General features: G+C 70.1%; 23 protein-coding genes. 6 read left to right on the forward strand and 17 right to left on the reverse strand.

Translation table 11 applies throughout. The features are described 5' to 3' along the window. The 6 genes from ybeY to hrcA form a co-directional block, all read right to left on the reverse strand. On the reverse strand, positions 1–462 hold the full coding sequence (ybeY, locus tag GY24_RS10005; protein WP_083364184.1) for an rRNA maturation RNase YbeY: 462 nt from the start codon (positions 460–462) through the stop codon (positions 1–3). A gap of 14 nt (positions 463–476) precedes the next feature. Continuing rightward, entirely contained in the window at positions 477–1,574 is a 1,098-nt protein-coding gene (locus GY24_RS10010) for a PhoH family protein (RefSeq protein WP_407662173.1), read from the reverse strand. Beyond that, positions 1,561–1,932, reverse strand: a complete 372-nt coding sequence (locus tag GY24_RS10015) for an HIT domain-containing protein (protein WP_104475499.1) — start codon at positions 1,930–1,932, stop codon at positions 1,561–1,563. Before GY24_RS10015 ends, GY24_RS10010 begins: the two co-directional genes overlap by 14 nt. Positions 1,933–1,951: 19 nt before the next feature. After that, positions 1,952–2,725, reverse strand: a complete 774-nt coding sequence (locus GY24_RS10020; protein WP_104475500.1) for a 16S rRNA (uracil(1498)-N(3))-methyltransferase — start codon at positions 2,723–2,725, stop codon at positions 1,952–1,954. A gap of 5 nt (positions 2,726–2,730) precedes the next feature. After that, entirely contained in the window at positions 2,731–3,843 is a 1,113-nt protein-coding gene (gene dnaJ / locus GY24_RS10025; protein ID WP_104475501.1) for a molecular chaperone DnaJ, read from the reverse strand. 70 nt (positions 3,844–3,913) lie between these two features. Next, positions 3,914–4,936 (reverse strand): heat-inducible transcriptional repressor HrcA, encoded by a 1,023-nt coding sequence (hrcA, locus tag GY24_RS10030; RefSeq protein WP_104475502.1) that lies wholly within the window; start codon positions 4,934–4,936, stop codon positions 3,914–3,916. 190 nt (positions 4,937–5,126) lie between these two features. Here hrcA and GY24_RS10035 point away from each other — a divergent pair, with 190 nt between their 5' ends. Next, on the forward strand, positions 5,127–5,717 hold the full coding sequence (locus tag GY24_RS10035; protein WP_104475503.1) for a DUF4870 domain-containing protein: 591 nt from the start codon (positions 5,127–5,129) through the stop codon (positions 5,715–5,717). 137 nt (positions 5,718–5,854) lie between these two features. Beyond that, a complete protein-coding gene (locus GY24_RS10040; protein ID WP_104475504.1) occupies positions 5,855–6,241 on the forward strand; it encodes a DUF4870 domain-containing protein in 387 nt (128 codons plus the stop codon). Between the two features lie 96 nt (positions 6,242–6,337). On the opposite strand, the gene GY24_RS10045 is transcribed toward GY24_RS10040, so the two are convergent. From GY24_RS10045 to lepA, 4 genes are all read right to left on the reverse strand, one after another. Further along, on the reverse strand, positions 6,338–7,150 hold the full coding sequence (locus GY24_RS10045; protein ID WP_104475505.1) for a histidine phosphatase family protein: 813 nt from the start codon (positions 7,148–7,150) through the stop codon (positions 6,338–6,340). A 128-nt stretch (positions 7,151–7,278) separates the two neighbouring features. Further along, on the reverse strand, positions 7,279–8,508 hold the full coding sequence (gene hemW / locus GY24_RS10050; protein WP_104475506.1) for a radical SAM family heme chaperone HemW: 1,230 nt from the start codon (positions 8,506–8,508) through the stop codon (positions 7,279–7,281). Between the two features lie 6 nt (positions 8,509–8,514). Then, on the reverse strand, positions 8,515–9,162 hold the full coding sequence (locus tag GY24_RS10055; protein WP_104475507.1) for a DUF1990 family protein: 648 nt from the start codon (positions 9,160–9,162) through the stop codon (positions 8,515–8,517). A gap of 319 nt (positions 9,163–9,481) precedes the next feature. Further along, positions 9,482–11,332, reverse strand: coding sequence for a translation elongation factor 4 (lepA, locus tag GY24_RS10065; RefSeq protein ID WP_104475509.1), 1,851 nt, complete (start codon positions 11,330–11,332; stop codon positions 9,482–9,484). 107 nt (positions 11,333–11,439) lie between these two features. Between lepA and GY24_RS10070 the strand changes: the two genes are divergently transcribed. The 4 genes from GY24_RS10070 to rpsT all read left to right on the forward strand — a co-directional run bounded on the left by GY24_RS10070 (position 11,440) and on the right by rpsT (position 14,501). Next, a complete protein-coding gene (locus GY24_RS10070) occupies positions 11,440–12,726 on the forward strand; it encodes a sensor histidine kinase (protein ID WP_104475510.1) in 1,287 nt (428 codons plus the stop codon). Continuing rightward, the gene (locus GY24_RS10075; RefSeq protein WP_104475511.1) at positions 12,723–13,367 is read left to right on the forward strand and encodes a response regulator; all 645 of its coding nucleotides are present in this window, start codon (positions 12,723–12,725) and stop codon (positions 13,365–13,367) included. The genes GY24_RS10070 and GY24_RS10075 overlap by 4 nt, the downstream gene beginning before the upstream one ends. Further along, positions 13,364–14,119 (forward strand): alpha/beta fold hydrolase, encoded by a 756-nt coding sequence (locus tag GY24_RS10080; protein ID WP_162842934.1) that lies wholly within the window; start codon positions 13,364–13,366, stop codon positions 14,117–14,119. The genes GY24_RS10075 and GY24_RS10080 overlap by 4 nt, the downstream gene beginning before the upstream one ends. Positions 14,120–14,240: 121 nt before the next feature. Beyond that, entirely contained in the window at positions 14,241–14,501 is a 261-nt protein-coding gene (gene rpsT / locus GY24_RS10085) for a 30S ribosomal protein S20 (RefSeq protein ID WP_067227368.1), read from the forward strand. 228 nt (positions 14,502–14,729) lie between these two features. Here the strand turns inward: rpsT and holA are convergent, their stop codons facing one another. The 7 genes from holA to GY24_RS10120 form a co-directional block, all read right to left on the reverse strand. Next, complete coding sequence (gene holA, locus GY24_RS10090) at positions 14,730–15,743, reverse strand: DNA polymerase III subunit delta (protein WP_104475512.1); 1,014 nt, start codon at positions 15,741–15,743, stop codon at positions 14,730–14,732. Between the two features lie 26 nt (positions 15,744–15,769). Continuing rightward, positions 15,770–18,136 carry a ComEC/Rec2 family competence protein gene (locus tag GY24_RS10095; protein ID WP_104475513.1) on the reverse strand — a complete coding sequence of 789 codons (2,367 nt, stop codon included), beginning with the start codon at positions 18,134–18,136 and terminating at the stop codon, positions 15,770–15,772. Further along, positions 18,133–18,843, reverse strand: coding sequence for a ComEA family DNA-binding protein (locus tag GY24_RS10100; RefSeq protein ID WP_104475514.1), 711 nt, complete (start codon positions 18,841–18,843; stop codon positions 18,133–18,135). The genes GY24_RS10095 and GY24_RS10100 overlap by 4 nt, the downstream gene beginning before the upstream one ends. A gap of 119 nt (positions 18,844–18,962) precedes the next feature. Further along, positions 18,963–21,494 carry a leucine--tRNA ligase gene (leuS, locus tag GY24_RS10105; protein WP_193953557.1) on the reverse strand — a complete coding sequence of 844 codons (2,532 nt, stop codon included), beginning with the start codon at positions 21,492–21,494 and terminating at the stop codon, positions 18,963–18,965. A 138-nt stretch (positions 21,495–21,632) separates the two neighbouring features. Continuing rightward, complete coding sequence (locus tag GY24_RS10110; protein WP_104475516.1) at positions 21,633–21,824, reverse strand: helix-turn-helix transcriptional regulator; 192 nt, start codon at positions 21,822–21,824, stop codon at positions 21,633–21,635. Further along, positions 21,821–22,219 carry a hypothetical protein gene (locus tag GY24_RS10115; protein ID WP_104475517.1) on the reverse strand — a complete coding sequence of 133 codons (399 nt, stop codon included), beginning with the start codon at positions 22,217–22,219 and terminating at the stop codon, positions 21,821–21,823. The genes GY24_RS10110 and GY24_RS10115 overlap by 4 nt, the downstream gene beginning before the upstream one ends. Before the next feature lie 172 nt (positions 22,220–22,391). Then, positions 22,392–23,053: low temperature requirement protein A (locus tag GY24_RS10120; protein WP_145958841.1), on the reverse strand; the 662-nt coding region annotated here is incomplete at its 5' end.

Raw genomic sequence — 23,053 nt, forward strand, 5'->3', positions numbered from 1 at the left:
CTAGCGCGTGCGCTCCTGCTGGGCGAAGCCGGCCAGGATCTCGCGCTGCAGCCCGAACATCTCCTTCTCCTCGTCGGGTTCGGCGTGGTCGAAGCCGAGCAGGTGCAGGATGCCGTGGGTGGTGAGCAGCTGCAGCTCGGCGAGCGTCGGGTGCCCGGCCGTCTCTGCCTGCGCCTGGGCGACCTGCGGGCAGAGCACGATGTCGCCGAGCAGTCCGGCGGGCGTCGGGGAGTCCTCGGTGCCGGGGCGCAGCTCGTCCATCGGGAAGCTCAGCACGTCGGTGGGGCCCGGCTCGTCCATCCACTGCACGTGCAGCTGCTCCATGGCGCCCTCGTCGACCAGCACGATGGCGAGTTCGGCATCCGGGTGCACGTGCAGGGCGTCCAGCGCATAGACGGCGAGGCGCAGGATGGCGGCCTCGTCGACGGGGATGGCCGACTCGTTGTTGATCTCAATGCTCATAGTTGTGTTGCCTCTCAGGAGCGGGGGCCGTGGCCCTGCTGGCGGTCGCGCGGGGCGCCGCGGCGCTCCGCCCGGTTCGCGAATTCTCTGGCCTCTTCGCGCTCGAAGCGGAGGGCCTGTTTCTTGGCGTCGTAGTCGGTGTACGCGTCGACGATGCGGGCGACCAGGGAGTGCCGCACGACGTCGTCGCTGGTCAGCCGCGCGAAGAAGATGTCGTCGATGCCGTCGAGCACGCGGGTGACGAGGCGGAGGCCGGAGGCGCCGGCCGGCAGGTCGACCTGGGTGACGTCGCCGGTGACCACCATCTTCGAGCCGAAGCCCAGACGGGTCAGGAACATCTTCATCTGCTCCGGCGTGGTGTTCTGCGCCTCGTCGAGCACGACGAAGGCGGAGTTCAGGGTGCGGCCGCGCATGTAGGCGAGCGGGGCGACCTCGATGGTGCCGGTGGCGAGCAGCTTCGGCAGCAGCTCCGGGTCCATCATCTCGGCCAGGGCGTCGTAGAGCGGCCGGAGGTACGGGTCGATCTTGTCGGTCAGCGTTCCGGGCAGGAAGCCCAGCCGCTCCCCCGCCTCGACGGCGGGCCGGGTGAGGATGATCCGGTCGACCTCCTTGCGCTGCAGCGCCTGCACGGCCTTGGCCATCGCCAGGTAGGTCTTGCCGGTTCCGGCCGGGCCGATGCCGAAGACGATGCTGTTCTCGTCGATGGCGTCGACGTAGGCCTTCTGGCCGCGGGTCTTGGGTCGGATGCTCTTGCCCTTGGAGGTGAGGATGGCCTGGCCGAGCACGTCGTTCAGGGTGGCGGCCTGGTCGGCCTCGAGGATGCGGGCCGAGTGGGACACCTCCCGCGGGCTCAGGTCCTGGCCGTCGCGCATGACGTCCTGCAGCTCCTCGATCAGCCGGGAGACGGCCTGCACCTGGCTGCTCGGGCCGGCGAGGGTGATCTCGTTGCCGCGCGCGTGCACGGCGACATCCGGGTACTCCTTCTCAACGGTGGAGAGCAGGCGGTCCTGCGCCCCGAACAGGCGCACCATGGCGATTCCGTCGATGAGCAGCTTGACCTCGCTGCGCGGCTCGGCGTCGTGCTTTCGTGATTCGTTGTTAGCCGCCGACAAGCGAGCCCTCCTTGAAGGTTCCGGCGAGCACGTGGGCGTGCACGTGGAACACGGTCTGCCCGGATTCCGGGCCGGTGTTGAAGATGAGGCGGAACTGGCCGGGAGTCTTGCCCTCCGGCGCCAGCTCCTCGGCCACCTGCGAGGCGACCGCGACGAGCTCGGCGAGCAGGGCCGGGTCTCCGGCGGCCAGCTCGACGACGTTGGCGTACTCCTGCGACTTCGTCGTCACGACGACGTGCAGCGGCGCCTGCGGCGCGATGTCCCTGAACGCGATGACGTTGTCGGTCTCGGCCACGATCGTGGCCGGGATCTCGCGCGCGACGATGCGGCTGAAGATGCTGGGCTCGAGTGAAGTCATGACTCCATCTTAAGGCGCACTACCAGCGGCCGAGGTGAGCGCTCAGCACCGAGAGTGCGGCGGCGCCGGCCGTGGAGGTGCGCAGCACCGTGGAGCCGAGGCGCACGAGGCTCGCCCCGGCCGCCTGCAGGCGTTCCAGCTCGTTCGGGGCGATGCCGCCCTCCGGGCCGACCACGAGCACGATGTCGAGCTCGGGGTTGTGCCCGGAACTGTGCCCGGCGCGGCCGAGCTCTGCGGCGGTCCACTCGGTCAGCGCGAGCTCCGCCGTCGGCTCCAGCACCAGCATCCTGCTCGTCGCGGCGAGCCTCTCCAGGTCCTTGGTGGAGAACAGCGCCGTCACGTCGGGCAGCCAGGCGCGGATCGACTGCTTGCTCGCCTCGCGCACGATGCTCGCCCAGCGGTCCTGCCCCTTGGCGACCTTGGCGCCCTCCCAGCGGGAGACGGAGCGGGCGGCGCTCCACGGGATGACGGCGTCCACGCCCAACTCGGTGGAGGCCTGCACGGCCATCTCGTCGCGCCCGCCCTTGGCGAGGGCCTGCACGAGCACGAGCCGCGGCGAGGCCGGCTGCACGTTCTCGACCAGCTCGGCCTGGATGGCGAGCTCGCCGGCATCCGCTGTGACGACGGGGCCCGTGACGATGAGCCCCCGGCCGTTGCCGATGGAGACCCGCTCGCCGAGGCGCGTGCGGTTGACCGTCACGGCGTGCTTGGCCTCTGCGCCGGTGACGCTGGCGATGCCGGAAGCGGCCACCGCGGCCGGGTCGAGGTCCTCCCGCAGGAACAGAGAGCTCATCGGGCCTAGCCCACGAACTTGTCGCGCAGCTTGGAGAAGAAGCCCTGGTGGAACTGGCTGAGCGCGGGCTCCGGGTGCTTGTGCATCTTCGCGAACTGCTCGATCAGGTCCCGTTCCTTGCCGCTCAGCTTGTTCGGGGTGACCACCTGGATGCCGATGCGGAGGTCGCCGCGGCCGGTGCCGCGCAGCTTGCCGATGCCGCGGTCCTTGATCGTGATGACCTCTGCGCTCTGCGTGCCGGGCTTCAGCTCGATCTCGACGTCGCCGTCGAGGGCGTGCAGCACAGTGCTGGTGCCGAGGATGGCGTCGGTCATGGCCACCTCGAGGGTCGCCAGGAGGTCGTCGCCGTCGCGGCTGAAGACGTCGTGGTGGCGCACCTTCATCTCGAGGTACAGGTCGCCGTTCGGGCCGCCGGCCGGGCCGACCTCGCCGCTGCCGGGCATCTGCAGGCGCACGCCGGTGTCGACGCCTGCGGGGATGTCGACGGGGACGGTGCGGCGGGCGCGCACGCGGCCCTGGCCAGAGCAGGTGAGGCACGGCGTGGCGATGATGGTGCCGTAGCCGCGGCAGCTGCCGCAGGGGCTGGAGGTCATCACGTTGCCGAGCAGCGAGCGGACGGCGCGCTGGATGCTGCCGGTCCCGTGGCAGATGTCGCAGGTGACCGGGCTGGTGCCCGGGGCGCAGCAGGATCCCTGGCAGGTCTCGCAGAGCACGGCCGTGTCGACCTCGATCTCGCGGTGGGTGCCGAAGATGATCTCGTCGAGGTCGAGCTCGACCCGGAGCAGGGCGTCCTGGCCGCGCTCGCGGCGGGAGCGCGGGCCGCGGCGCCCGCCGCCACCGCCTCCCCCGCCGAAGAAGGTCTCGAAGATGTCGCCGAAGCCGCCGAAGTCGCCACCGCCGCCGCCGAAGCCGCCCTGGCCGCCCATGTCGTAGTTCTGGCGCTGCTTGGCGTCGCTCAGCACGTCGTAGGCGTGGGTCACCTCCTTGAACCGCTCCGATGCCTCGGAGCTCGGGTTCACATCCGGGTGCAGCTCGCGCGCAAGCCGGCGGTACGCCTTCTTGATCTCGTCGGTGGTCGCCTCACGCGAGACGCCCAATACTTCGTAGTGGTCAGCCACTCCGGCCGTTCCTTTCCGGCCTCGAGCGCACGGTGCTCACACGTGCACGATGTCGAGGCGATTCGTCTGACTAGTTTTCGCCCAAGAGTCTGGACAAGTACCGAGCGACCGCGCGAACGGCGGCCATGTTGTTGGAGTAATCCATCCGCAGCGGGCCGAGCACGCCGACCCGGGCCAGTTCGGAACCGGCCGAGTGGTAGCTGCTGCTGAGAACCGAGGTCTCGCCGAGCCCGAAGGAGGCGTTCTCCCGGCCGATGCTCGCCGAGACGCCGTGTTGGTCAACGGCCATCTCGCCGAGCAGGCGCAACAGCACCACCTGCTCCTCGATGGCCTCGAGCACGGGGAAGATGCTGCCCGTGAAGTCCTCCTCCGTGCGCACCAGGTTGGCCGCCCCCGCCATCACCAGCTTGTCGGCGCGGTTGGCGAGCACCTGCTCCACGAGCGTGTCGGCGACCACGGCGGCCAGGCCGGCCAGCTGCGGCGGTGCGACGGCGGCCAGGCCGGCCGCCGCGGTCGCAGCATCCGTCATGCCGAGGCCGGCCAGCGCCTCGTTGACGCTGACCCGGAGGCCCGCGACGTGCTCGTCGCTGACGCCGCCGACGGTGTCGACGACGCGTTGCTCGACGCGGCCGGTGTCGGTGATCAGCACCGAGAGCAGTCGGTTGTCGCTCAGGCGCACCAGCTCGACGTGCTTGACGGTGGCGCGGCTGAGGGAGGGGTACTGCACCAGGGCGACCTGGTGGGTGAGTTGGGAGAGCAGGCGCACGGTGCGGGCGAGCACCTCGTCGAGGTCGGCGGACTGGCCGAGGAAGGTCTCGATGGCGTGCCGCTGGGCGCCGCTGAGCGGGCGCAGGTCGCTGAGCTGGTCGACGAAGAGCCGGTAGCCCTTGTCGGTCGGGATGCGCCCGGAGGAGGTGTGCGGCGCTGTGATCAGCTCCTCTTCCTCCAGCTGCGCCATGTCGTTGCGGATGGTGGCGGCGGACACGCCGAAGGAGTGCCGCTCGACGATCGACTTGGAGCCGACGGGTTCGCGCGACGACACGTAGTCCTGCACGATGACGCGCAGGACTTCGAGGCTCCGTTCCGAAACCATGTGCACCGCCTCCACTGTGCCGGAGAGCGCCGGCGTTCGCCCGCGCGGGCTGCTGGCACTCACTACTCCTGAGTGCTAATCATATCGCGCACTGGCTGGCAATGAGCGTTGCCGCACGGCAGGGGCGGGGCTAGCTTATGGATGGGCGCAGTGCGCGCCCGCCGGCACCCGTGAATGGAAAGGGCCGATCATGACTGACCCCGCCGCACCAACGCCCCCCTCCGACCCGACTCAGCAGCCGCCGACGCCGCCGACTCCCCCGACGCCGCCGCCCGCTCCGGAGAACCCCTACTCCAGCGCCGCACCCCCTCCCGCGCCGCCCGTCGCGGCCGCGCCGCAGCAGAACCCGTACGCCAGCGCCCCGCCGCCTGCACCGCCCGCCCCGCCCGGCCCGCCGGAGAACCCGTACGCCAACACGGCGCCACCGCCCCCGCTCAGCCCGACCGCCGACATCCAGTGGGCCTCGTTCGCCCACCTGGGCGGCATCCTGAGCTTCCTGCCCTCGCTGATCATCTGGCTGGTCTTCAGGGATCGCGGGCGCTTCACCAACACCGAAGCGAAGGAGGCGCTGAACTTTCAGCTGACCCTTTTGATGGCCCAGGTCGCCCTGTTCATCGTCGTCTCGGTGCTGTCGATCGCGTCATTCGGCCTGCTCAGCTTCCTGTACAGCCTGTCCTGGCTGATCTGGCTCGTCGGCGTCATCTTCTCGATCATCGCCTTCGCACAGGTCAAGGACGGTCGCGGCTACCGGTACCCGTTCGCCATCCGACTGATCAAGTAGCCCTTTTCGGCCCGCCCTGCTGCGCTCGGCGCGTCGCCTGTGCCAAAGTGGGACCGCGTCACAGCGCAATCCCGCACTGACCCGCGCGCGAGCACGGCCCGAACGCCGCGCCGCGCGCTCGACACTCTGGAGACAAAATGTCCGCCGCACCGCCTCCCCCCGCCACTCCCTATCAGGGCCCGACGCAGCTGAGCCCGGCCGATGAGAAGCTCTGGGCGACGCTGGTCCACCTCGGTGGCCTGCTGTGGATGGTCAGCCTGCCCGTGATTCCCGCCCTCGTCGGATTCCTCGTCCTGCGCGACCGCGGCCCGTTCGTTCGCGCGAACACGGCGGCGGCCTTGAACTTCCAGATCTCGATGATCATCTACGCGATCGTGAGCTCGCTGCTGATCATCGTGGTCATCGGCTGGTTCCTGCTGCCCATCGTCGGCATCGTGAACATCGTGTTCAGCATCATCGCCGGCGTCAAGGCGAACCAGGGCCAGGTGTACACCTACCCGCTGACGATCAAGTTCGTCAGCTAGGCGGCACCATCCCGCCGCAACGAACGAGAATGCGCCTTCGCCCGGTGGCGAGGGCGCATTCTCTGTGTGGGGAACGCTCCGGGTGGGGAACGCGGATCAGTTGGCGCCGGCCTCGACGTAGCTCGAGTCGTTCATCGTCACCACGGTCCAGGCGCCGTTCTTGTAGCTGAGCTCGCTCACGGCGGCGTTGTCGATGCCCTCTGTGAGCGAGCTGGTGTCTGCACCCAGCGCGTCGAGGACCGCGACGATGGTGATGCCGCTGGAGACGACGAGCACGTTGCCGCCGCCCTGCTTCGCCTGCGCGGCGGCGATCGTGTTCAGCGAGGCCATCGCCCGGGCGGTGAGCTGGTCGACGGTCTCCGCGGTCAGGCCGCTGCCCTCGTTGGCCGTGACGATCGCGTTGAGGAAGGCGTCCATGTCGTCGCCCGTGAGGTACGGCGTGACCGCCGCGAACGTCGCAGACTGCGTCTCGCCCTCGAACTTGCCGAATGCCACCTCGCGCAGGCCCTTGTCCCGCACGGGCTCGCCCTTGTACTTGAGCTCGTCGAGCGCGAGCGAGATCGTCTCGTAGTGGCGCACCATGTCGGCGGAGTACGCCGACTTGAACTTGACGCCCGCCTCGGCCAGGCCGGCGCCGAGGTGCCGGGCGTCGAGCTCCCCGCTCTCCGTCAGCGGCGAGTCGGACCAGCCCTGCATCCGATGGGTGGTGTTGAGCCAGGTCTCGCCGTGGCGGGTGAGGTAGATGGTGACCTCGGCCTTCTTGCCGGGGGCGGCCTTGACCGACTGGGCCGAGGAGCTGGCGCTGTTCGAGTTGGCGGCGAGGGCGGGGGCGGAGATGGCGGCGAGCGAGAAGAGCGCGGCGGCGGCGATGCCGGCGACCGCGATGCGGAGGGTACGACGAGACGACATTGTCTGGGAACCTTTCGAAGAGACGGAGACTTCTGAGCAGGGTGAACTCGAAAACCGAATGTAATTCGGTAACTTCTTGGCTGGATATTAGCGGCGCGCCGCCACGCCGTCTAGAGCGGGTTTCGCCGCTAGTCGTCTTCGAGCAGGCGGCGCACGACGGCATCCGCCAGCAGGCGGCCGCGCAGGGTCAGCTCAACCGTCCCGGCGAATGCGGCGCGCGCGTCGATGAGCTCGTCGGCGATCAACCCGGCCACGGCGAGGCGGCCGGCCGGCGCGAGCGAGGCCACGGGGATTCCCTCGCGGATGCGGGCCAGCAGCAGCACCCGCTCGAACTCGCGCACCTCGGGCGAGAGGCTCTCGCGCCCGGCGGCCGGGGAGTGCCCGGCCAGCACCCGATCGGCGTAGGCGGAGGGGTGCTTGACGTTCCACCAGCGCACGCCGCCGACGTGGCTGTGCGCGCCGGGGCCGATGCCCCACCAGTCGTTGCTGCGCCAGTAGGCGAGGTTGTGCTCTGAGCGGTGCTCGGTGCCGCGCGCCCAGTTGCTGACCTCGTACCAGTCGTAGCCGGCGGCCGCGAGCAGCTCATCGGCCAGCTCGTACATGTCGGCCTGGAGGTCTTCGTCGGGCTGGGCGACCTCGCCGCGCTTGATCTGCCTGGCCAGCTTGGTGCCGTCCTCGACGATCAGCGAGTACGCGCTGATGTGGTCCGGCTGCTGCGCGATGGCGTGCTCGAGGCTCGCCCGCCAGTCGTCGATCGACTCCCCCGGCGTGCCGTAGATGAGGTCGACGCTGACGTCGAGACCGACCTCGCGCGCCCACCGCACGACGAGCGGCACGCGGGCCGGGTCGTGGGTGCGCTCGAGTGTTGCGAGCACATGCGGGACGGCGGACTGCATGCCGAAGGAGACGCGGGTGAAGCCGGCATCCCGCAGCGTCTGCAGGTAGTCGCGGTCGACGGAGTCGGGGTTCGCCTCCGTGGTGATCTCGGCGCCCGGCGCGAGGGTGTGCGCGGCGCGCACGGCGTCGAGCATCGCGACCAGGTCGGCGGCCGGCAGCAGCGTGGGCGTGCCGCCGCCGAAGAAGACGGTGGCCACGGGCCGGGCGGGAACGCCGGAGCTCTCCAGGATGCGGGCGCTGTGCTCGATCTCGAGCACGGCCTGGCTGGCGTAGTCGCTCTGCTTGGCGCCGCGCAGCTCGGTGGCGGTGTAGGTGTTGAAGTCGCAGTAGCCGCAGCGCACCCGGCAGAAGGGCACGTGCAGGTAGACGCTGAAGGCGCGATCGTGCGCGCCATCGGCGGCGGTCGCGGGCAGGAGTCCATCGCTCGGGGCAGGGTCACCGAGGGGCAGGGCGCTGGCCATCGCGGGCTAAGCGGATGCCGCGGGGTGCAGGGCCCGCAGGTAGCGACGGGTGTATGCGCGCTCCTGCAGGCGCATCAGCGGCCGCACGAGCTTCCACCGCGCCGAGCTCGGCTGCGAGAAGCTGCGGATCACCAGCCAGACGGAGTCGTCGTCGCGGTGCTCGACCACGAACAGGATCTCGCCGCTCTCCGGGTGCCCGGGCATGGTGCCGTAGGCGAAGCCGACCTGAGCGGGCTCGTCGATGACCAGCACGACGCGCACCGGTGCGGTGATCGTCATCCGCCACGCGGTGATGTGCAGCATCGCGGTCATCCCCGCGGTGATGTACGGGGTGCCGTCGGGGCCGAAGCGCTCCTCGCTCTGGCGCTGCGGCTGCTCAGCGAGCGGCGCACCCTCCGCGTCGAACATCAGGCCCTGGTAGCGCTCGCCCGTGCCCTGCTGGGTGTCGGTCACCTCGATGCCGCTGCCGCGCTGCACGCCCCACGTCATGAGGCCGGCGGATGCCGTCGCGAAGCGCTCGGCGCCGCTGCCGAGCTGCGTGCTGTGCTCGGCCGGGCGGTAGCCGGCTGGCGGGTAGCTCATCAGATCGGGCGCCATGGTTCCACCGATCGCGCCATAGCTGACCGGCTGGTCGGTGAATGTGGAACGACGCACGCGTGAACACTTCTTTCTCGAAAACCCCTCATACAGAGTAGGCGACGATTCTGGCAGCGGGCTCCCCCGCGCCGCGCCGAAGGAGCAGCGCAGCCCCCGAAGCCGCGAGCGGGCCCGCCCACACCGCCGCTCGCGGCATCCACCCGCCGACCACGGAGGACCCATGGACGTGGTCACCGTCGTCGTCGCAGCCGCGGCCCTCGTCGTCTCGATCGTCGCGCTCGTCAGCGCGGTATGGGCGAGCCGCCACGAGCGTGCACACACGAAACGCCCCGGCCGCGGCCGGGGCGTTTTCGTGTTCTCCGCGATCAGCGGGGAGCTACTTCTTGTCCTTCTTCTCGACATCGCCCGTGAGCGCTGCAACGAACGCCTCCTGGGGGACCTCGACGCGGCCGACCATCTTCATGCGCTTCTTGCCCTCCTTCTGCTTCTCGAGGAGCTTGCGCTTGCGGCTGATGTCACCGCCGTAGCACTTGGCCAGAACGTCCTTGCGGATCGCGCGGATCGACTCGCGGGCGATGATCCGGGCGCCGATGGCGGCCTGGATCGGAACCTCGAACTGCTGGCGCGGGATGAGCTCGCGCAGGCGCGTGGTCATCAGCACGCCGTAGGCGTAGGCCTTGTCGCGGTGCACGATCGCGCTGAACGCGTCCACCTGCTCGCCCTGCAGCAGGATGTCGACCTTGACCAGGTCGGCGGTCTGCTCGCCGGCCGGCTCGTAGTCGAGCGAGGCGTAGCCGGCGGTCTTCGACTTGAGGTTGTCGAAGAAGTCGAAGACGATCTCGCCGAGCGGCATCGTGTAGCGGATCTCGACGCGGTCCTCACCGAGGTAGTCCATGCCGAGCAGCACGCCGCGGCGGCTCTGGCAGAGCTCCATGATGACGCCGACGTAGTCCTTCGGCGCGAGGATTGCCGCCTTGACGACGGGCTCGCTCACGGCCGAGATCTTGCCGGCCGGGAACTCGCTCGGGTTCGTGACGGTGACGGTCTTCTTGTCCTCAGTGGTGACCTCGTAGATCACCGACGGGGCCGTCGCGATGAGGTCGAGGCCGAACTCGCGCTCGAGGCGCTCGGTGATGATCTCGAGGTGCAGCAGGCCGAGGAAGCCACAGCGGAAGCCGAAGCCGAGGGCGACGGAGGTCTCGGGCTCGTAGACGAGCGCGGCATCCGAGAGCTTCAGCTTGTCGAGCGCCTCGCGGAGGATCGGGTAGTCCGAGCCGTCGATCGGGTAGAGGCCGGAGAAGACCATGGGCAGCGGCTCGGTGTAACCGGGCAGCGCCTCGGTGGCGGGCTTCGCCGCGGTCGTGACGGTGTCGCCGACCTTGGACTGGCGCACGTCCTTCACGCCGGTGATCAGGTAGCCGACCTCGCCGACGGCGAGGCCCTTGCTCGGGGTCGGCTCCGGCGAGCTGACGCCGATCTCGAGGATCTCGTGGGTGGCGCGGGTCGACATCATCTGGATGCGCTCGCGCGGTTTCAGCTGGCCGTCGATCATGCGCACGTAGGTGACGACGCCGCGGTAGCTGTCGTAGACGGAGTCGAAGATCATGGCGCGGGCGGGGGCGTTCGGGTCGCCCTGCGGCGCGGGGATGCGCTCGGTGACCCGGTCGAGCAGGTCCTCGACGCCGAGGCCGGTCTTGCCGGAGACCCGCAACACGTCGTCGGGGTCGCCGCCGATGAGGCTGGCGAGCTCCTTCGCGTACTTGTCCGGGTCGGCCGCGGGGAGGTCGATCTTGTTCAGCACGGGAATGATCGTCAGGTCGTTCTCGAGTGCGAGGTAGAGGTTCGCGAGCGTCTGGGCCTCGATGCCCTGCGCGGCGTCGACGAGCAGCACGGCGCCCTCACAGGCGGCGAGCGACCGGGAGACCTCGTAGCTGAAGTCGACGTGGCCCGGCGTGTCGATCATGTTCAGCGCGTAGCTCTGCGACCCGAGTGCCCACGGCATCCGCACGGCCTGGCTCTTGATGGTGATGCCGCGCTCGCGCTCGATGTCCATGCGGTCGAGGTACTGGGCGCGCATGTCTCGGTCGCTGACCACCCCCGTCATCTGCAGCATGCGGTCGGCAAGGGTCGACTTGCCGTGGTCGATGTGCGCAATGATGCAAAAATTGCGGATGAACGCGGGGTCTGTGGACGCGGGCTCGAGGGCCTTCAAAGCTCGTGGTGACATTGTGTGGCCATTCTCCCATGTTCGGCGCCCTTCGGTGGACTCCTTGTAAATGGTGTGGATCTTTCGACGGATGCCGCGGCCCCGGCCCGCTGACTAGGCTGGCGCCGATGACAAGCACCACGCAGCAGAACCCGTCGACGAATGAGAGCGCGCCGAGCGCCGCCCACTCGGCGCTGACCCCCGTGTTCGTGGCCATGCAGTTCAGCCTGCACGCCTTGATGATCGGCCTCACCGCCTTCGTCGCCGTGCGCGCCATGCTCGGCACCTGGCCGATGCCCCGGCTGGTCATCGGCCTGTGCGCGCTGCTGCTCGTCGTCTACGCGCTCGGCCTCTTCTTCGCCCGGCACGCGATGCCGCGCTGGGTGCAGGCGGCCTGGTTCGCCGCGCTCGTGCTCGTCTGGCTGGTTCTGACACTGCTCGCCTCGGAGGCGGCCTACATCGTCTTCGCGTTGTTCTTCATCGCGCTGCACCTGTTCCCGCCGCGCTGGAGCGTGCCCATCGTGGCGGTGACGATGCTGATGTCGATCTTCGTGCTCGGCATGGACCTCGGCTGGAGCCCGACCATCTTCATCGGCCCGTTCATCGGCGCGGCCGCCGCCGTGGTGCTCGGCCTCGCCTACCGGGCGCTCTACCGGGAGTCGGCGGAGCGCAAGATGCTCATCGACGACCTGCTCGCAACCAGGGAGCGCCTCGCGGCGACCGCGCGCGAGGCGGGCACCCTCTCCGAGCGGCAGCGCCTGGCCGGAGAGATCCACGACACCGTCGCCCAGGGCCTGTCCAGCATCCAGCTGCTGCTGCACGCCGCGGAGCGCGGCATCACCGATCCGGACGCGCTCGAGCACGTGCAGCAGGCGCGCCACACCGCGGCGGACGGCTTGGCCGAGACCCGCCGGTTCATCCGCGAGCTGCGCGCCCCCGCGCTGGACGAGCAGTCCCTGCCGGCCGCCCTGGAGCGGCTCGCCGCCTCGATCAGCGCCCAATCGGCGTCCACCCGGCCGGATTCGCCGACGCTCGTCAGCTTCCAGCTCAGCGGCGAGCCGCGGGAGCTGCCCATGGTGCACGAGACGACGCTGTTGCGCATCGCGCAGGGCTCGCTGGCCAATGTGCTGCAGCACTCCGAGGCCCAGCGCGCCGCGGTGACGCTGAGCTTCATGGACGACGAGCTCACCCTCGACATCGTCGACGACGGAGTCGGCTTCGAGCCGGCTGCCGCCCGCACGGCGGCACACCTCGGCGAGTCGTTCGGGCTCGCCACCATCCAGCAGCGCGTCGAACGGCTCGGCGGGCGGCTCAGCGTCGAGACGGCCCCCGGATCCGGAACGGCGATCGCCGTCTCGCTGCCCCTCGAGGACGCCCAGCCCACCCCCGCCGCGATCCAGGAGGTCACCCCATGATCAGGATGCTGCTCGCCGACGATCACCCGGTCGTCCGTGCCGGACTCCGGGCGTTGTTCTCCTCCGAGGACGACATCCTGGTGCTCGCCGAGGCGGCGACCGCCGAGCGCGCCGTCGAGCTCTGCGCCGAGCAGGAGTTCGACATCGTGCTGATGGACCTCCAATTCGGCTCCTCCGGCGCCGAGGGCAGCATGCAGGGCGCCGATGCCACCCGGCAGATCCGCGCCGTGGCCGGCGCCCCGCGCGTGCTGGTGCTCACCAACTACGACACCGACGCCGACATCCTCGGCGCCGTCGAGGCCGGGGCCAGCGGCTACCTGCTGAAGGACGCCCCGCCGACCGAGCTGATCGCCGCCGTGCGCCTCGCCGCGGCCGGCGAGAGCGCCATCTCCCCCGCCATCGAGATGCTGATGCAGAGTCGGGCGGATGCGGCAGGCTCCCCGCTCACCCTGCGCGAGGCCGAGGTGCTCGGGCTCGTCGCCGAGGGGCAGAGCAACCGCGACATCGGCAAGGCGCTCTTCCTCAGCGAGGCGACCGTCAAGTCGCACCTCGTGCACATCTTCACGAAGCTCGGGGTCTCCTCGCGCACCGCCGCCGTCGCGGCCGCCCAGGCCTCCGGCCTGATCCGCAGCCGGTCATGAGCGCGCCGGTGCCCGTGCTGCTGGTGCACGGCATCCGCACCTCCGCCAGCATGTGGCGGGTGCAGCTGGAGGACCTCGCCGCCGACGGCCGGCCGGCACTGGCCATCGACCTTCCCGGCCACGGCGCGCGCATCGGCGAGCCGTTCACGGTGGAGGCGGCGCTGGAGGCGATCGACGCCGGGGTGCAGCGGCTCGGCGGGCGGGTGCTCCTGGTCGGGCTCTCGCTCGGCGGCTACTTCTCGATCGAGTACGCGGCGCGGCATCCGCAGGGCGTCGCCGGGCTGATCGCCGCCAGCTGCTCCACCCTGCCGCGCGGGCCCGGCCTCGCCGGCTACCGCGCCCTCGCCGGCGCGATCAGGCGCCTGCCCGACAAGGGGCTGGCCATCAACAACGGCATGGCCCGGATGGCGGTCGGCCGGCAGGCAGCCGCCGACCTCGGTGCCGGCGGCATCGCCCTGGACGTGATGGATGCCGGCCTGCGCGCCGCGGGGTCGCTCGACCCGCTGGCCGGGCTCGCCGCCTACCCCGGCCCGGTCTGGATCGTGAACGGCAGCCTCGACCACTTCCGGCTCGACGAGGCCCGCTTCGTGCGGGCGAACCCGCGCACCGAGCACGTGCTGATCCCCCGGGCCACACACCTCGTCAGCCTCGTGCGGCCCCGCGAGTTCACGTCGATCCTGCGCCGCGTCGCCGCCGCCGTGGACACCGAGCAGGGCGGCGACATCCGGTCGATTGTCGACACGGCCGAATAACTGGTAAAGTTTCCTGTTGGCTTCCGTGTGTATCCCACCACTTCACACGATTGCCGCGAGACGCCCCTCTACCGTCAAGCGGCACAATCCGAATACACATCTAAGCAAGGACGTACTGAACGTGGCAAACATCAAGTCGCAGATCAAGCGCATCGGCACCAACAAGAAGGCCCAGGAGCGCAACAAGGCTGTCAAGAGCCAGGTCAAGACCGCAATCCGCGCGACCCGCACCGCGATCGCCGGCGGCGACAAGGCTGTTGCCGAGTCGGCCCTGCGCACCGCAGGCAAGACGCTCGACAAGGCTGTAAGCAAGGGTGTTCTGCACAAGAACCAGGCTGCGAACCGCAAGTCGGCCATCGCCAAGCAGGTTGCAGCTCTCTAAGCTTCACATTCTGTTTCAGAACGGGCCCCGTCTTCGGACGGGGCCCGTTCTGTGTCTGCGGGGCGAGTTCGCTCCGGCCAGCGGCATCCGGCCCGCGGCATCCGGCCCGCGGCATCCGGCCCGCGGCATCCGAGCAGGTCGCGGCCCTCGATATGTCTCGCGGCCCCCGCTATGTCGGGGGCCGCGAGACATATCGAGGGCCGCGAGCCGCGTGTGCGTTCGCGCGGGCTAGAGCCGGCCGCGGGCGGCGATGACGCCGATCAGCCGCTCGATCGCGTAGACGGGGTCGCGCGAGGCGCCCTTGACGCCGGCGTCGGCCTCGGCGAGTGCCTCGATGGCGCGGGCCAGGCCGTCCTCGTTCCAGCCGGCCAGGTCTTTGCGGGCGCGGTCCAGCATCCAGGGCGCCATGCCGAGCTCGGCGGCGCTGGCGCGATTGCCGGCGACCTTGGCCATGGTGCGCACCTTCATCGCGAAGGCGGCGACGATCGGCACCGGGTCGGCGCCGGAGTCGAGCGCGTGGCGCAGCGAGACGAGGGCGTCGCCGCGGCGGCCGGCGAGGGCGGCATCCGCGACCTTGAAGGCGTTGCTCTCGACGCGCCCGCCGTAGTAGCGCTCGACGGTGGACTCGTTGATCTCGTTCGAGGTGTCGTCCATGAGCTGTTGGCAGGCGGATGCCAGCTCGGCGAGGTCGTCGCTGAAGGCGCCGACCAGGGCGCGCAGCGCACCCGGAGTGATCCGGCGTGCACCGGCCTTGAACTCGTTGACCGCGAAGTCGTACTTCTCTGCGTCCTTCTTGAGCTCGGCGCAGACGACCTCGATGCCGCCGCCGAGGCCGCCGCGCAGCGCGTCGAGCAACTTCTTGCCGCGCACGCCGCCGTTGTGGCGCAGCACCAAGTAGGTGTTCTCGGCCGGGTCCTCGAGGTAGGACAGGGTCTCGGTGATGAAGGCGTCGGTGCACTTCTCGACGGAGTTGACGCGGATGAAGCGCGGCTCCATGAACAGCGAGGGGCTCGCCACGGTGAGCAGCTCCCCCGCCGCGTAGCTGTCGGCGTCGAGGTCGACGACCTCCATGCTCGGGTCCTCGCCCTTCAGGAAGTCGCGCAGCCGGCGGATGGCGCGGTCGGCGAGGAAGCCCTCGGTGCCGGAGACCAGCACGACTGGGGCGGGTCGAACCTGGTTCCATGCGAGCTGTGGAATGGCCACGGTGCTCTTGCCTCGTGCCGGTGTCGTGCGAGTAGCCACGCGCCTCCCTCTGTTCACGTTCAAGGTTAGTCGCCACGACGCTCACTCCACACCCGCAGCGTCCCACCGCCGCCGGCCGGGCGCGGCGCCACCAGCACGAGGCCGTGCAGATCGCTGCGGAACGCCCGCGTGCCGCTCTCTTCCAGCATCCCGAGCAGGGCGGATGTCGGGTGCCCGTAGCCGTTGTCTGCGCCGACCCCGATCAGTCCGACGCCGGCAGTGAGCCTCCGATACAGCGCTGGGTCCTGGTCGGAGGAGCCGTGGTGCGCCACTTTGACGACGTCCACCCGGCCGAGTGGTTCCAGGCGTTGCAGCGCGGCCTCCGACTCGGCGCCCAGGTCGGCGAGGAAGAGTGAGCGGATGCCGCCGCCCTCGACGGCCAAAACGACACTGCCCGGGTTGCCGGTGCTGAGCGGGCCGTCATCCGTTGCCGGCCAGAGCACCCGCCAGCTCAAGCCGCCTAGCGCGCCCTGCCGTCCACGCGTCGCCATCTGCACGGGCACGCCGGCGTCGCGGAGTGGAGCGAGCAGTCGTTCGTCGCGGGGGCCGCTGGACGGCCCGACGAGTGCGGTCTCGACCATGCCGGTGAGCGCGTCGAGGCCGCCGACGTGGTCGCGGTCGTAGTGGGTGAGCACGAGCAGGTCGATGCGCTCGACGCCGAGGCTGTCGAGGCAGGCGCCGAGCGGGGCCGGCTCCGGGCCGGTGTCGATGAGCGCGGTCTGTCCGCCGTCACGGAGGAGCACCGCATCGCCCTGGCCGACGTCGCAGAGCGCGACCTGCCAGTCGGCCGGGCGGCTCCAGTCGCGCACCACGCCGGTACCGAGCAGCGCCCCGCCGTACGCGCCGACCCCGGCGATCAGCGCGAGCGCGGCGAGCGTGGCAGGAACGGTGCGCATTCGTCGCCGGCGGCCGGCGCCGCGCAGCAGCAGCCAGAGCGCGAGGGCACTGGCACCGGCCAGCAGCAGAGCGCCGAGCAGGCCGTCCAGCCAGGGGGTGCGGGCACCGGGCAGGCCGGTGATCGTCTGCGCGACGGCAGCGATCCAGGCCGCGGGCAGCCAGGCGATCTGGATGACGGCGAAGCCGAGAGAGGGCAGCCAGGGCAACAGCAGGCATCCGAGGAGCCCGAGCAGGGTGGCCGCGGGTGCCGCCGGCCCGGCCAGGAGGTTGGCCGGCACCCCGAGCAGCGATACCGTCGGTGTCAGGAAGATGAGCACCGGCTGACAGGCCAGCTGGGCGGCGAGCGGCAGGGCCAGCGCGAGAGCGAGGGGACGCGGCATCCACCGGCCAAGTGCAGTTGCCAGCGGCGCGGTCAGCAGCAGCAGCCCGGCCGTGGCCGACGCGGAGAGCGCGAAGCCGAAGCTGGACGCCAACCACGGGTCGAGTGCGAGCAGCACGAGCGTGGCCAGGCCGAGGGCCGGCACCCCGCCGCCCGGTCGGCCGGAGGCCAGCCCGATCAGCACGATGAACGCCATCAGGCCGGCCCGCAGCACGCTGGGCTCCGGCGTGACGAGCACCGTGAACGCCACCAGCACCAGCAGCGCGAGGGCGACGCGCGCGCCCCGACGGAGCCGGACGGCCGCGCCCAGCAGCATGACGGCAGCCACGACGACAACACAGTTGGCGCCAGAGACCGCTGTCAGGTGGCTGAGCGAGCTGGTCTTCATCGCCTGGTCGAGGCCCTCGTCGACCGCGCTGGTGTCGCCGATGGCGAGGCCGGGCAGCAGGCGGCCGCCCGCCCCCGGCAGGCTGGCCGCCGCCTCCCTGAACTCGGCGCGCAGCTCGGCCGCCCACGCCAAGTACCAGGGCGGCGACGCGTCGAGTGAGAGCGGCCCGGTGCCGTAGGCACGAAATGCGTCGGGCTCGCCCGGGCCGTTCGGCACGAGGCGCGCTGTGAACGACACCCGGGTGCCGATCTCCAGTGAGGCGGATCCGGCGGGCGGCTCGGCGAACGCCCGCACCGGCACCGCGAGCCTGACCGCTGGCCCCGCGCGACTCTCCTGCGCCGACTCGACCCGCAGCGCGAAGCGCACGCGTGTGGCGTCCCCGAAGCCGAAGGCCGAGCTCTGTGCCTGCGGCATCGACAGCACCATGCCGCTGAGGGCGACGGGCCGGCCGTCCTCCGCGGCGGCGAGCAGCCTGACCGGTTGGCGCTGAGGGGCCTGCACGGCCACCGTCGTGCTCACCAGCGCCGCCGCGCTCAGGCAGAGGGCGAGAAGCGGCAGCCATCCGTCGAGCGGATGCCGGCTCTCTCGGCGAGCGAACACAATCGCCGCCCCGAGCGCCAGCACCGCCGCGGCCCACAGCACAGGCGCGAATGGCCAGCCGGGCAGCCAGATCGCCACCAGGGCGGCTGCCCAGGCGGCGAGAGCCGGCAACGGCGCCCGGGCCCTCACACTGTGACCTTGTCCCTCAGCCCGTCGAAGGTCTTCGCGCCGATCCCGGTGACGCTGCGCAGGTCCTCCACCGTGTCGAAGCCGCCGTTGGCCGCCCGCCAGTCGAGAATCCGTTGAGCCAGCGCCGGGCCGATCTGGGGCAGCGTCTCGAGCTCCGCCTGCGTGGCCGTGTTGAGGTTGATGAGGGGCTGCGCGTCGGCGCCCGCAGCACCACCGGATGTGCCCCCGGCACCACCGGGCGAAACCGCGGCCGGCGGCGGCACCTCGCCGACCCGGGGCACGTGCAGCTGCTCGCCGTCGCTGAGAGCCCGCGCGAGGTTCACCCCGGCCGGGTCGGCGTCATCGGTGAAACCGCCGGCCGCGGCGATGACGTCAACGACGCGGGATCCGGCCGCCACCTGGTAGAGGCCGGCATCCGCCACCGCGCCCCAGACGTGCACATAGAGCGGCGCCTCCGCCACGTCGGGACCCCCACTGGCGTCCGGCGCATCAAGCGCACCGGCACTCGGCGCGATGCTGCCCTCGCCCAGCGGAATCGTCTCATCGGCCCCGGCAGAGCCGAACGCCGACACGAGCACGGCCGCGACAAGGGCCACGAGGAACAAGACGATGGCCGCCCCGACTCCCACGCGGGTGCGCGCGGACGGCACCCGGGCGGACGGCGCCAGCTCGGCCGGCGGCCCCGGTTCGCCGGTAGAAGACTCCATTCCCGCAGCCTAGGAAGGCGGCGGCCGGCCCAAGCGGCTGCACCATCCGCTGTGCACAACAACGGCGCCTCCCCCGCATGTGCAGGAGAGGCGCCGTCGACGGTGCGGAGAGGTGCGACCTAGCTGCGGATCGCGATGTTCACGAGCTTCGGCGCGCGCACGATGACCTTGACGATCTCGCCCTCGCCGATGGCCTTCTGCACGGCGTCGGATGCCAGCGCCAGCGCCTCCAGCTCCGCATCGGTGATCTGCGGCGAGACCTCGAGGCGGTCGCGCACCTTGCCGTTGACCTGCACGATGGCGGTGACCGACTCGGCGACGAGCAGCGACTCGTCGGCGGTGCGCCACTGCACGAGGGCGACGGAGGGCTCGAAGCCGAGCTTCTCCCACATCTCCTCGGCCAGGTACGGCGCGAAGAGGTTGAGGGCGAGCGCGGTGGTCTCGGCGGCCTCGCGCACGGCGGGGTCGGCGGCGCCCGCACCGGAGTCGATCGTCTTGCGGGTGGCGTTGACGAGCTCCATCAGGCGTGCGACCACGACGTTGAACTTGAACGCCTCGGTCAGGCCAGGCGCGTCGGCCAGGAAGCGGTGCGTGACGCGACGGAGCGCCGTGTCGCCCGTGGCGGGGTCGACGCCGGGCTCACTCGTGACGTCGTTGGCGACGCGCCAGGCGCGGGCCAGGAACTTCGCGGAGCCGACGGGCGAGACCTCTGCCCAGTCGATGTCGTCCTCCGGCGGGCCGGCGAACGCCATGGTCAGGCGCACGGCGTCAACGCCGTGCTTGTCGACCTCTTCGGTGAAGAAGACGATGTTGCCCTTGCTCTTGCTCATCTTGGCGCCGTCGAGGATGACCATGCCCTGGTTCAGCAGCGCCTTGAACGGCTCGGTGAACTTCAGGTAGCCGAGGTCGTGCAGCACCTTGGTGATGAAGCGCGCGTAGAGCAGGTGCAGGATCGCGTGCTCGACACCGCCGACGTACTGGTCGACGGGGGCCCACTTCTCGGCCTCCTTCGGGTCGAACGCCTGGGAGTCATCGTTCGGGTTGAGGAAGCGCAGGAAGTACCAGGAGCTGTCCACGAAGGTGTCCATGGTGTCGGCATCGCGCTTGGCCGGCGTGCCGTCGACCGGGTTCGGCACGTTCACCCAGTCGGCCGCTCCACCGAGCGGCGAGGTGCCCTTGGGCTTCAGGTCGAGGCCTGCGGCGTCCGGCAGCAGAACCGGCAGCTGCTCGACCGGCACCGGGTGCTCGGTGCCGTCCTCGCCGTGGATGATGGGGATCGGCGTGCCCCAGTAGCGCTGGCGGGAGATCAGCCAGTCGCGCAGACGGTAGTTCTTGGTGGCGCGGCCGCGTCCCTCTGCCTCGAGGATCTCGATGGCGCGCGGGACGGCCTCGGCCTTGCGCAGCCCATCGAGCGGGCCCGAGTTGATGAGGGTGCCGTCGCCGGCCAGTGCGACGCCGGTCTCGCTCGGGTCGTTGCTCGCGCCGTCTTCGTTGGTGTTCGGCACGTCGAGGACGACGCGCACGGGCAGGTCGAAGGTGCGTGCGAAGTCGAGGTCGCGCTGGTCGTGCGCGGGCACGGCCATGACGGCGCCGTGGCCGTAGTCGGCCAGCACGTAGTCGGCGGCCCAGATGGGCAGGCGCTCACCGTTGACCGGGTTGATGGCGTAGCGCTCGAGGAACACGCCGGTCTTCGGCCGGTCGGTCGCCTGGCGCTCGATCTCGCTGCTGTGGCCCACCTCGGTGAGGTAGTCGGCGAAGCGCTGCTGCACCTCGGGGCTGGTGCCCTCGACGAGCTCGGATGCCAGGGCGGCATCCGGGGCGACGACCATGAACGTGGCACCCCAGAGGGTGTCCGGGCGCGTGGTGAAGACGGGGACGCGCTCTTCGCGGCCCTCGATCTCGAACTCGACGTCGGCGCCGATGGAGCGGCCGATCCAGTTGCGCTGCATCTGCAGCACCTTCGACGGCCAGTGGCCCTCGAGCTGGTCGAGGTCGTCCAGCAGCCGGTCGGCGTAGTCGGTGATCTTGAAGTACCACTGAGTGAGGCGCTTCTTCACGACCATGGCGCCGCTGCGCTCGGAGGTGCCGTCGGCCAGCACCTGCTCGTTGGCGAGGACGGTCTGGTCCACCGGGTCCCAATTGACCCAGCTCTCCTTGCGGTAGGCCAGGCCGGCCTTGTACAGCTCGAGGAACAGCCACTGGTTCCACTTGTAGTACTCGGGGTCGCTGGTGTGGATCTCGCGCTCCCAGTCGAAGCTGGCCGCGTAGAGGCGCATGCTCTTCTTCTGCTGCGCGATGTTGTCGTAGGTCCAGCCGCGCGGGTCGATGCCGCGCTTGATGGCGGCGTTCTCGGCGGGCAGGCCGAAGCTGTCCCAGCCGATCGGGTGCATCACGTTGAAGCCCTGCTGGCGCCAGTAGCGCGCGACGACGTCGCCGAGCGCGTACACCTCGGCGTGGCCCATGTGCAGGTCGCCGGAGGGGTAGGGGAACATGTCGAGCACGTACTTGCGGGGCCGCTCGTCGTCGGGATTGCTCGTGCTGAACGGCTGGAGCTCGTCCCAGATGGGCAGCCACTTCTTCTGGAGGGCGGAGAAGTCGTAGACCTCTTCGTCGTCGTGTCTGCTGCTCGCGGAATCCTGCTCGTGTGCCACGTGACTCTCATTCAATTGCGGATGCGGGTGAGGGAGCGCCTCGGCTCAGCGCCCGCGGCCCGGAACGGCCGCATATCCCAAAGCTCTAGCGTACTCAATTGCCGGGCCCGCCTCGAATGGGCTGGCCTGGCGAGCCGGTCACTCCGGGGTGAAGATGGACTCGATCGACGTGTCGAAGAGTTCTGCGATCTTGAAGGCAAGGGCGAGGCTGGGCGCGTAGCGCCCCTTCTCGATGGAGATGATCGTCTGACGGGAGACACCGAGCAGCTTGCCAAGGTCGTCCTGTGAGATCCCGCGAGCCTGGCGCAGAGCCAGCAGCGAGTTCTTCATGCGGCCTGATTGATTCCTCGGCGTAGGATCGCGTACCGCGCCCAGAAGAGACCGATGCTCACGCAGAGCAAGCCGTACACGAGCAGGGCGGTTTCGAACTGCGCAGTGAGCACGAGGTAGAGACCGAACGCCGCGGCGATGACGAGCCCGTCGACGAAGGACCCCGCTCTGGCCTGGATGGCAATCTGGTGTTCCACGCTGTCGGCGTCGGCGGTGCGGTTCCTCTTCTCGTTGTGCTTGCGGACCCCGAGGCCTCCGACAGCACCGCCGAACACGATGATGGCGTAGAGGATCCTGGGGATCACCTCGTAGCCCGCGGGGAGAACATTGGCCAATGCCCAGACGGCGAGGAGCGCGGCCAGGGCCGCACCCACCAACGTGAACCACGCGCGCATATCACTCCTTGTGTAAATGAACCTTTACATTGACCGTAGCGGCGGCCACCGCGACTGTCAAGGCACCTTTACATTGTGGATGCGGCATCGCCCACAGCGCGGGCGCCACCGGCACGATGCAGACAAGAGTCTTGATGAGGCCGGGTCGCACCGGATCCGCCGAAGGACGCGCCTATTCTGCGCCAGCGCGCCCGATCGCGATACGCAACGCGGCATCCCGATGACGGTGGCCGACGCTTTCGTAGCCGACGACCGTGATCAGCGGCGCGCCCATCACGACGATCAGGCACCACGTCATCGGAACGCCGGCATCCGCCAGCCACACCGCGAGCAGGAGCGCACCCAGCCCGCCAAGAAGGAGCAGTGCGTGCAGCCAGTCGGCGACCCGCACCAGGTAGGAGTACAGCGCGTAGATGAAGATGATGAACAGGCCGACCGGCAGGGCCAGGGCAAGCACAGTGCCGGTGGCGCCGAGCACGCTCTGCCCCTCGACGAAGGTGGCAGCCAAGTGCAGCCCGGTGCCGACGGCGACCAGTGCCGCGAAGATGAGCAGGTGGCCGTAGCCCCACACGAAGGAGCGATTACGCCTCACACTCAGTATCTCGGCGGACGGCAGAATGTAATAGGTCCACCACAGCCCGAAGGTCAGGCCGATTCCGGCGACGGCGACGAGCACGGCATCCGGGCTCCAGCCCTGCCGGTCCACGACGGCCGAGATCGACGCCACCGTGCCGATCACCCCCTCGCCCAGGGTGATGATCACGAGCAGTGCGTAGCGCTCGACGATGTGCGCAACATGCCAGGGCGTTCCGCCCCTCATCCGCTCGGCGATCA

This window comes from Microterricola pindariensis (assembly GCF_002936985.1).
Classification (GTDB): Bacteria; Actinomycetota; Actinomycetes; order Actinomycetales; family Microbacteriaceae; genus Microterricola; species Microterricola pindariensis.

Coding starts and splice junctions, on each gene's coding strand:
- GY24_RS10015 (WP_104475499.1), bottom strand. CDS start 1,932: ATGACTTCACTCGAGCCCAGCATCTTCAGCCGCATCGTCGCGCGCGAG.
- GY24_RS10040 (WP_104475504.1), top strand. CDS start 5,855: ATGTCCGCCGCACCGCCTCCCCCCGCCACTCCCTATCAGGGCCCGACG.
- GY24_RS10035 (WP_104475503.1), top strand. CDS start 5,127: ATGACTGACCCCGCCGCACCAACGCCCCCCTCCGACCCGACTCAGCAG.
- hemW (WP_104475506.1), bottom strand. CDS start 8,508: ATGGCCAGCGCCCTGCCCCTCGGTGACCCTGCCCCGAGCGATGGACTC.
- hrcA (WP_104475502.1), bottom strand. CDS start 4,936: ATGGTTTCGGAACGGAGCCTCGAAGTCCTGCGCGTCATCGTGCAGGAC.
- ybeY (WP_083364184.1), bottom strand. CDS start 462: ATGAGCATTGAGATCAACAACGAGTCGGCCATCCCCGTCGACGAGGCC.
- lepA (WP_104475509.1), bottom strand. CDS start 11,332: ATGTCACCACGAGCTTTGAAGGCCCTCGAGCCCGCGTCCACAGACCCC.
- GY24_RS10115 (WP_104475517.1), bottom strand. CDS start 22,219: ATGCGCGCGTGGTTCACGTTGGTGGGTGCGGCCCTGGCCGCGCTCCTC.
- GY24_RS10080 (WP_162842934.1), top strand. CDS start 13,364: ATGAGCGCGCCGGTGCCCGTGCTGCTGGTGCACGGCATCCGCACCTCC.
- GY24_RS10100 (WP_104475514.1), bottom strand. CDS start 18,843: ATGGAGTCTTCTACCGGCGAACCGGGGCCGCCGGCCGAGCTGGCGCCG.
- GY24_RS10070 (WP_104475510.1), top strand. CDS start 11,440: ATGACAAGCACCACGCAGCAGAACCCGTCGACGAATGAGAGCGCGCCG.
- GY24_RS10045 (WP_104475505.1), bottom strand. CDS start 7,150: ATGTCGTCTCGTCGTACCCTCCGCATCGCGGTCGCCGGCATCGCCGCC.
- GY24_RS10075 (WP_104475511.1), top strand. CDS start 12,723: ATGATCAGGATGCTGCTCGCCGACGATCACCCGGTCGTCCGTGCCGGA.
- GY24_RS10020 (WP_104475500.1), bottom strand. CDS start 2,725: ATGAGCTCTCTGTTCCTGCGGGAGGACCTCGACCCGGCCGCGGTGGCC.
- GY24_RS10110 (WP_104475516.1), bottom strand. CDS start 21,824: ATGAAGAACTCGCTGCTGGCTCTGCGCCAGGCTCGCGGGATCTCACAG.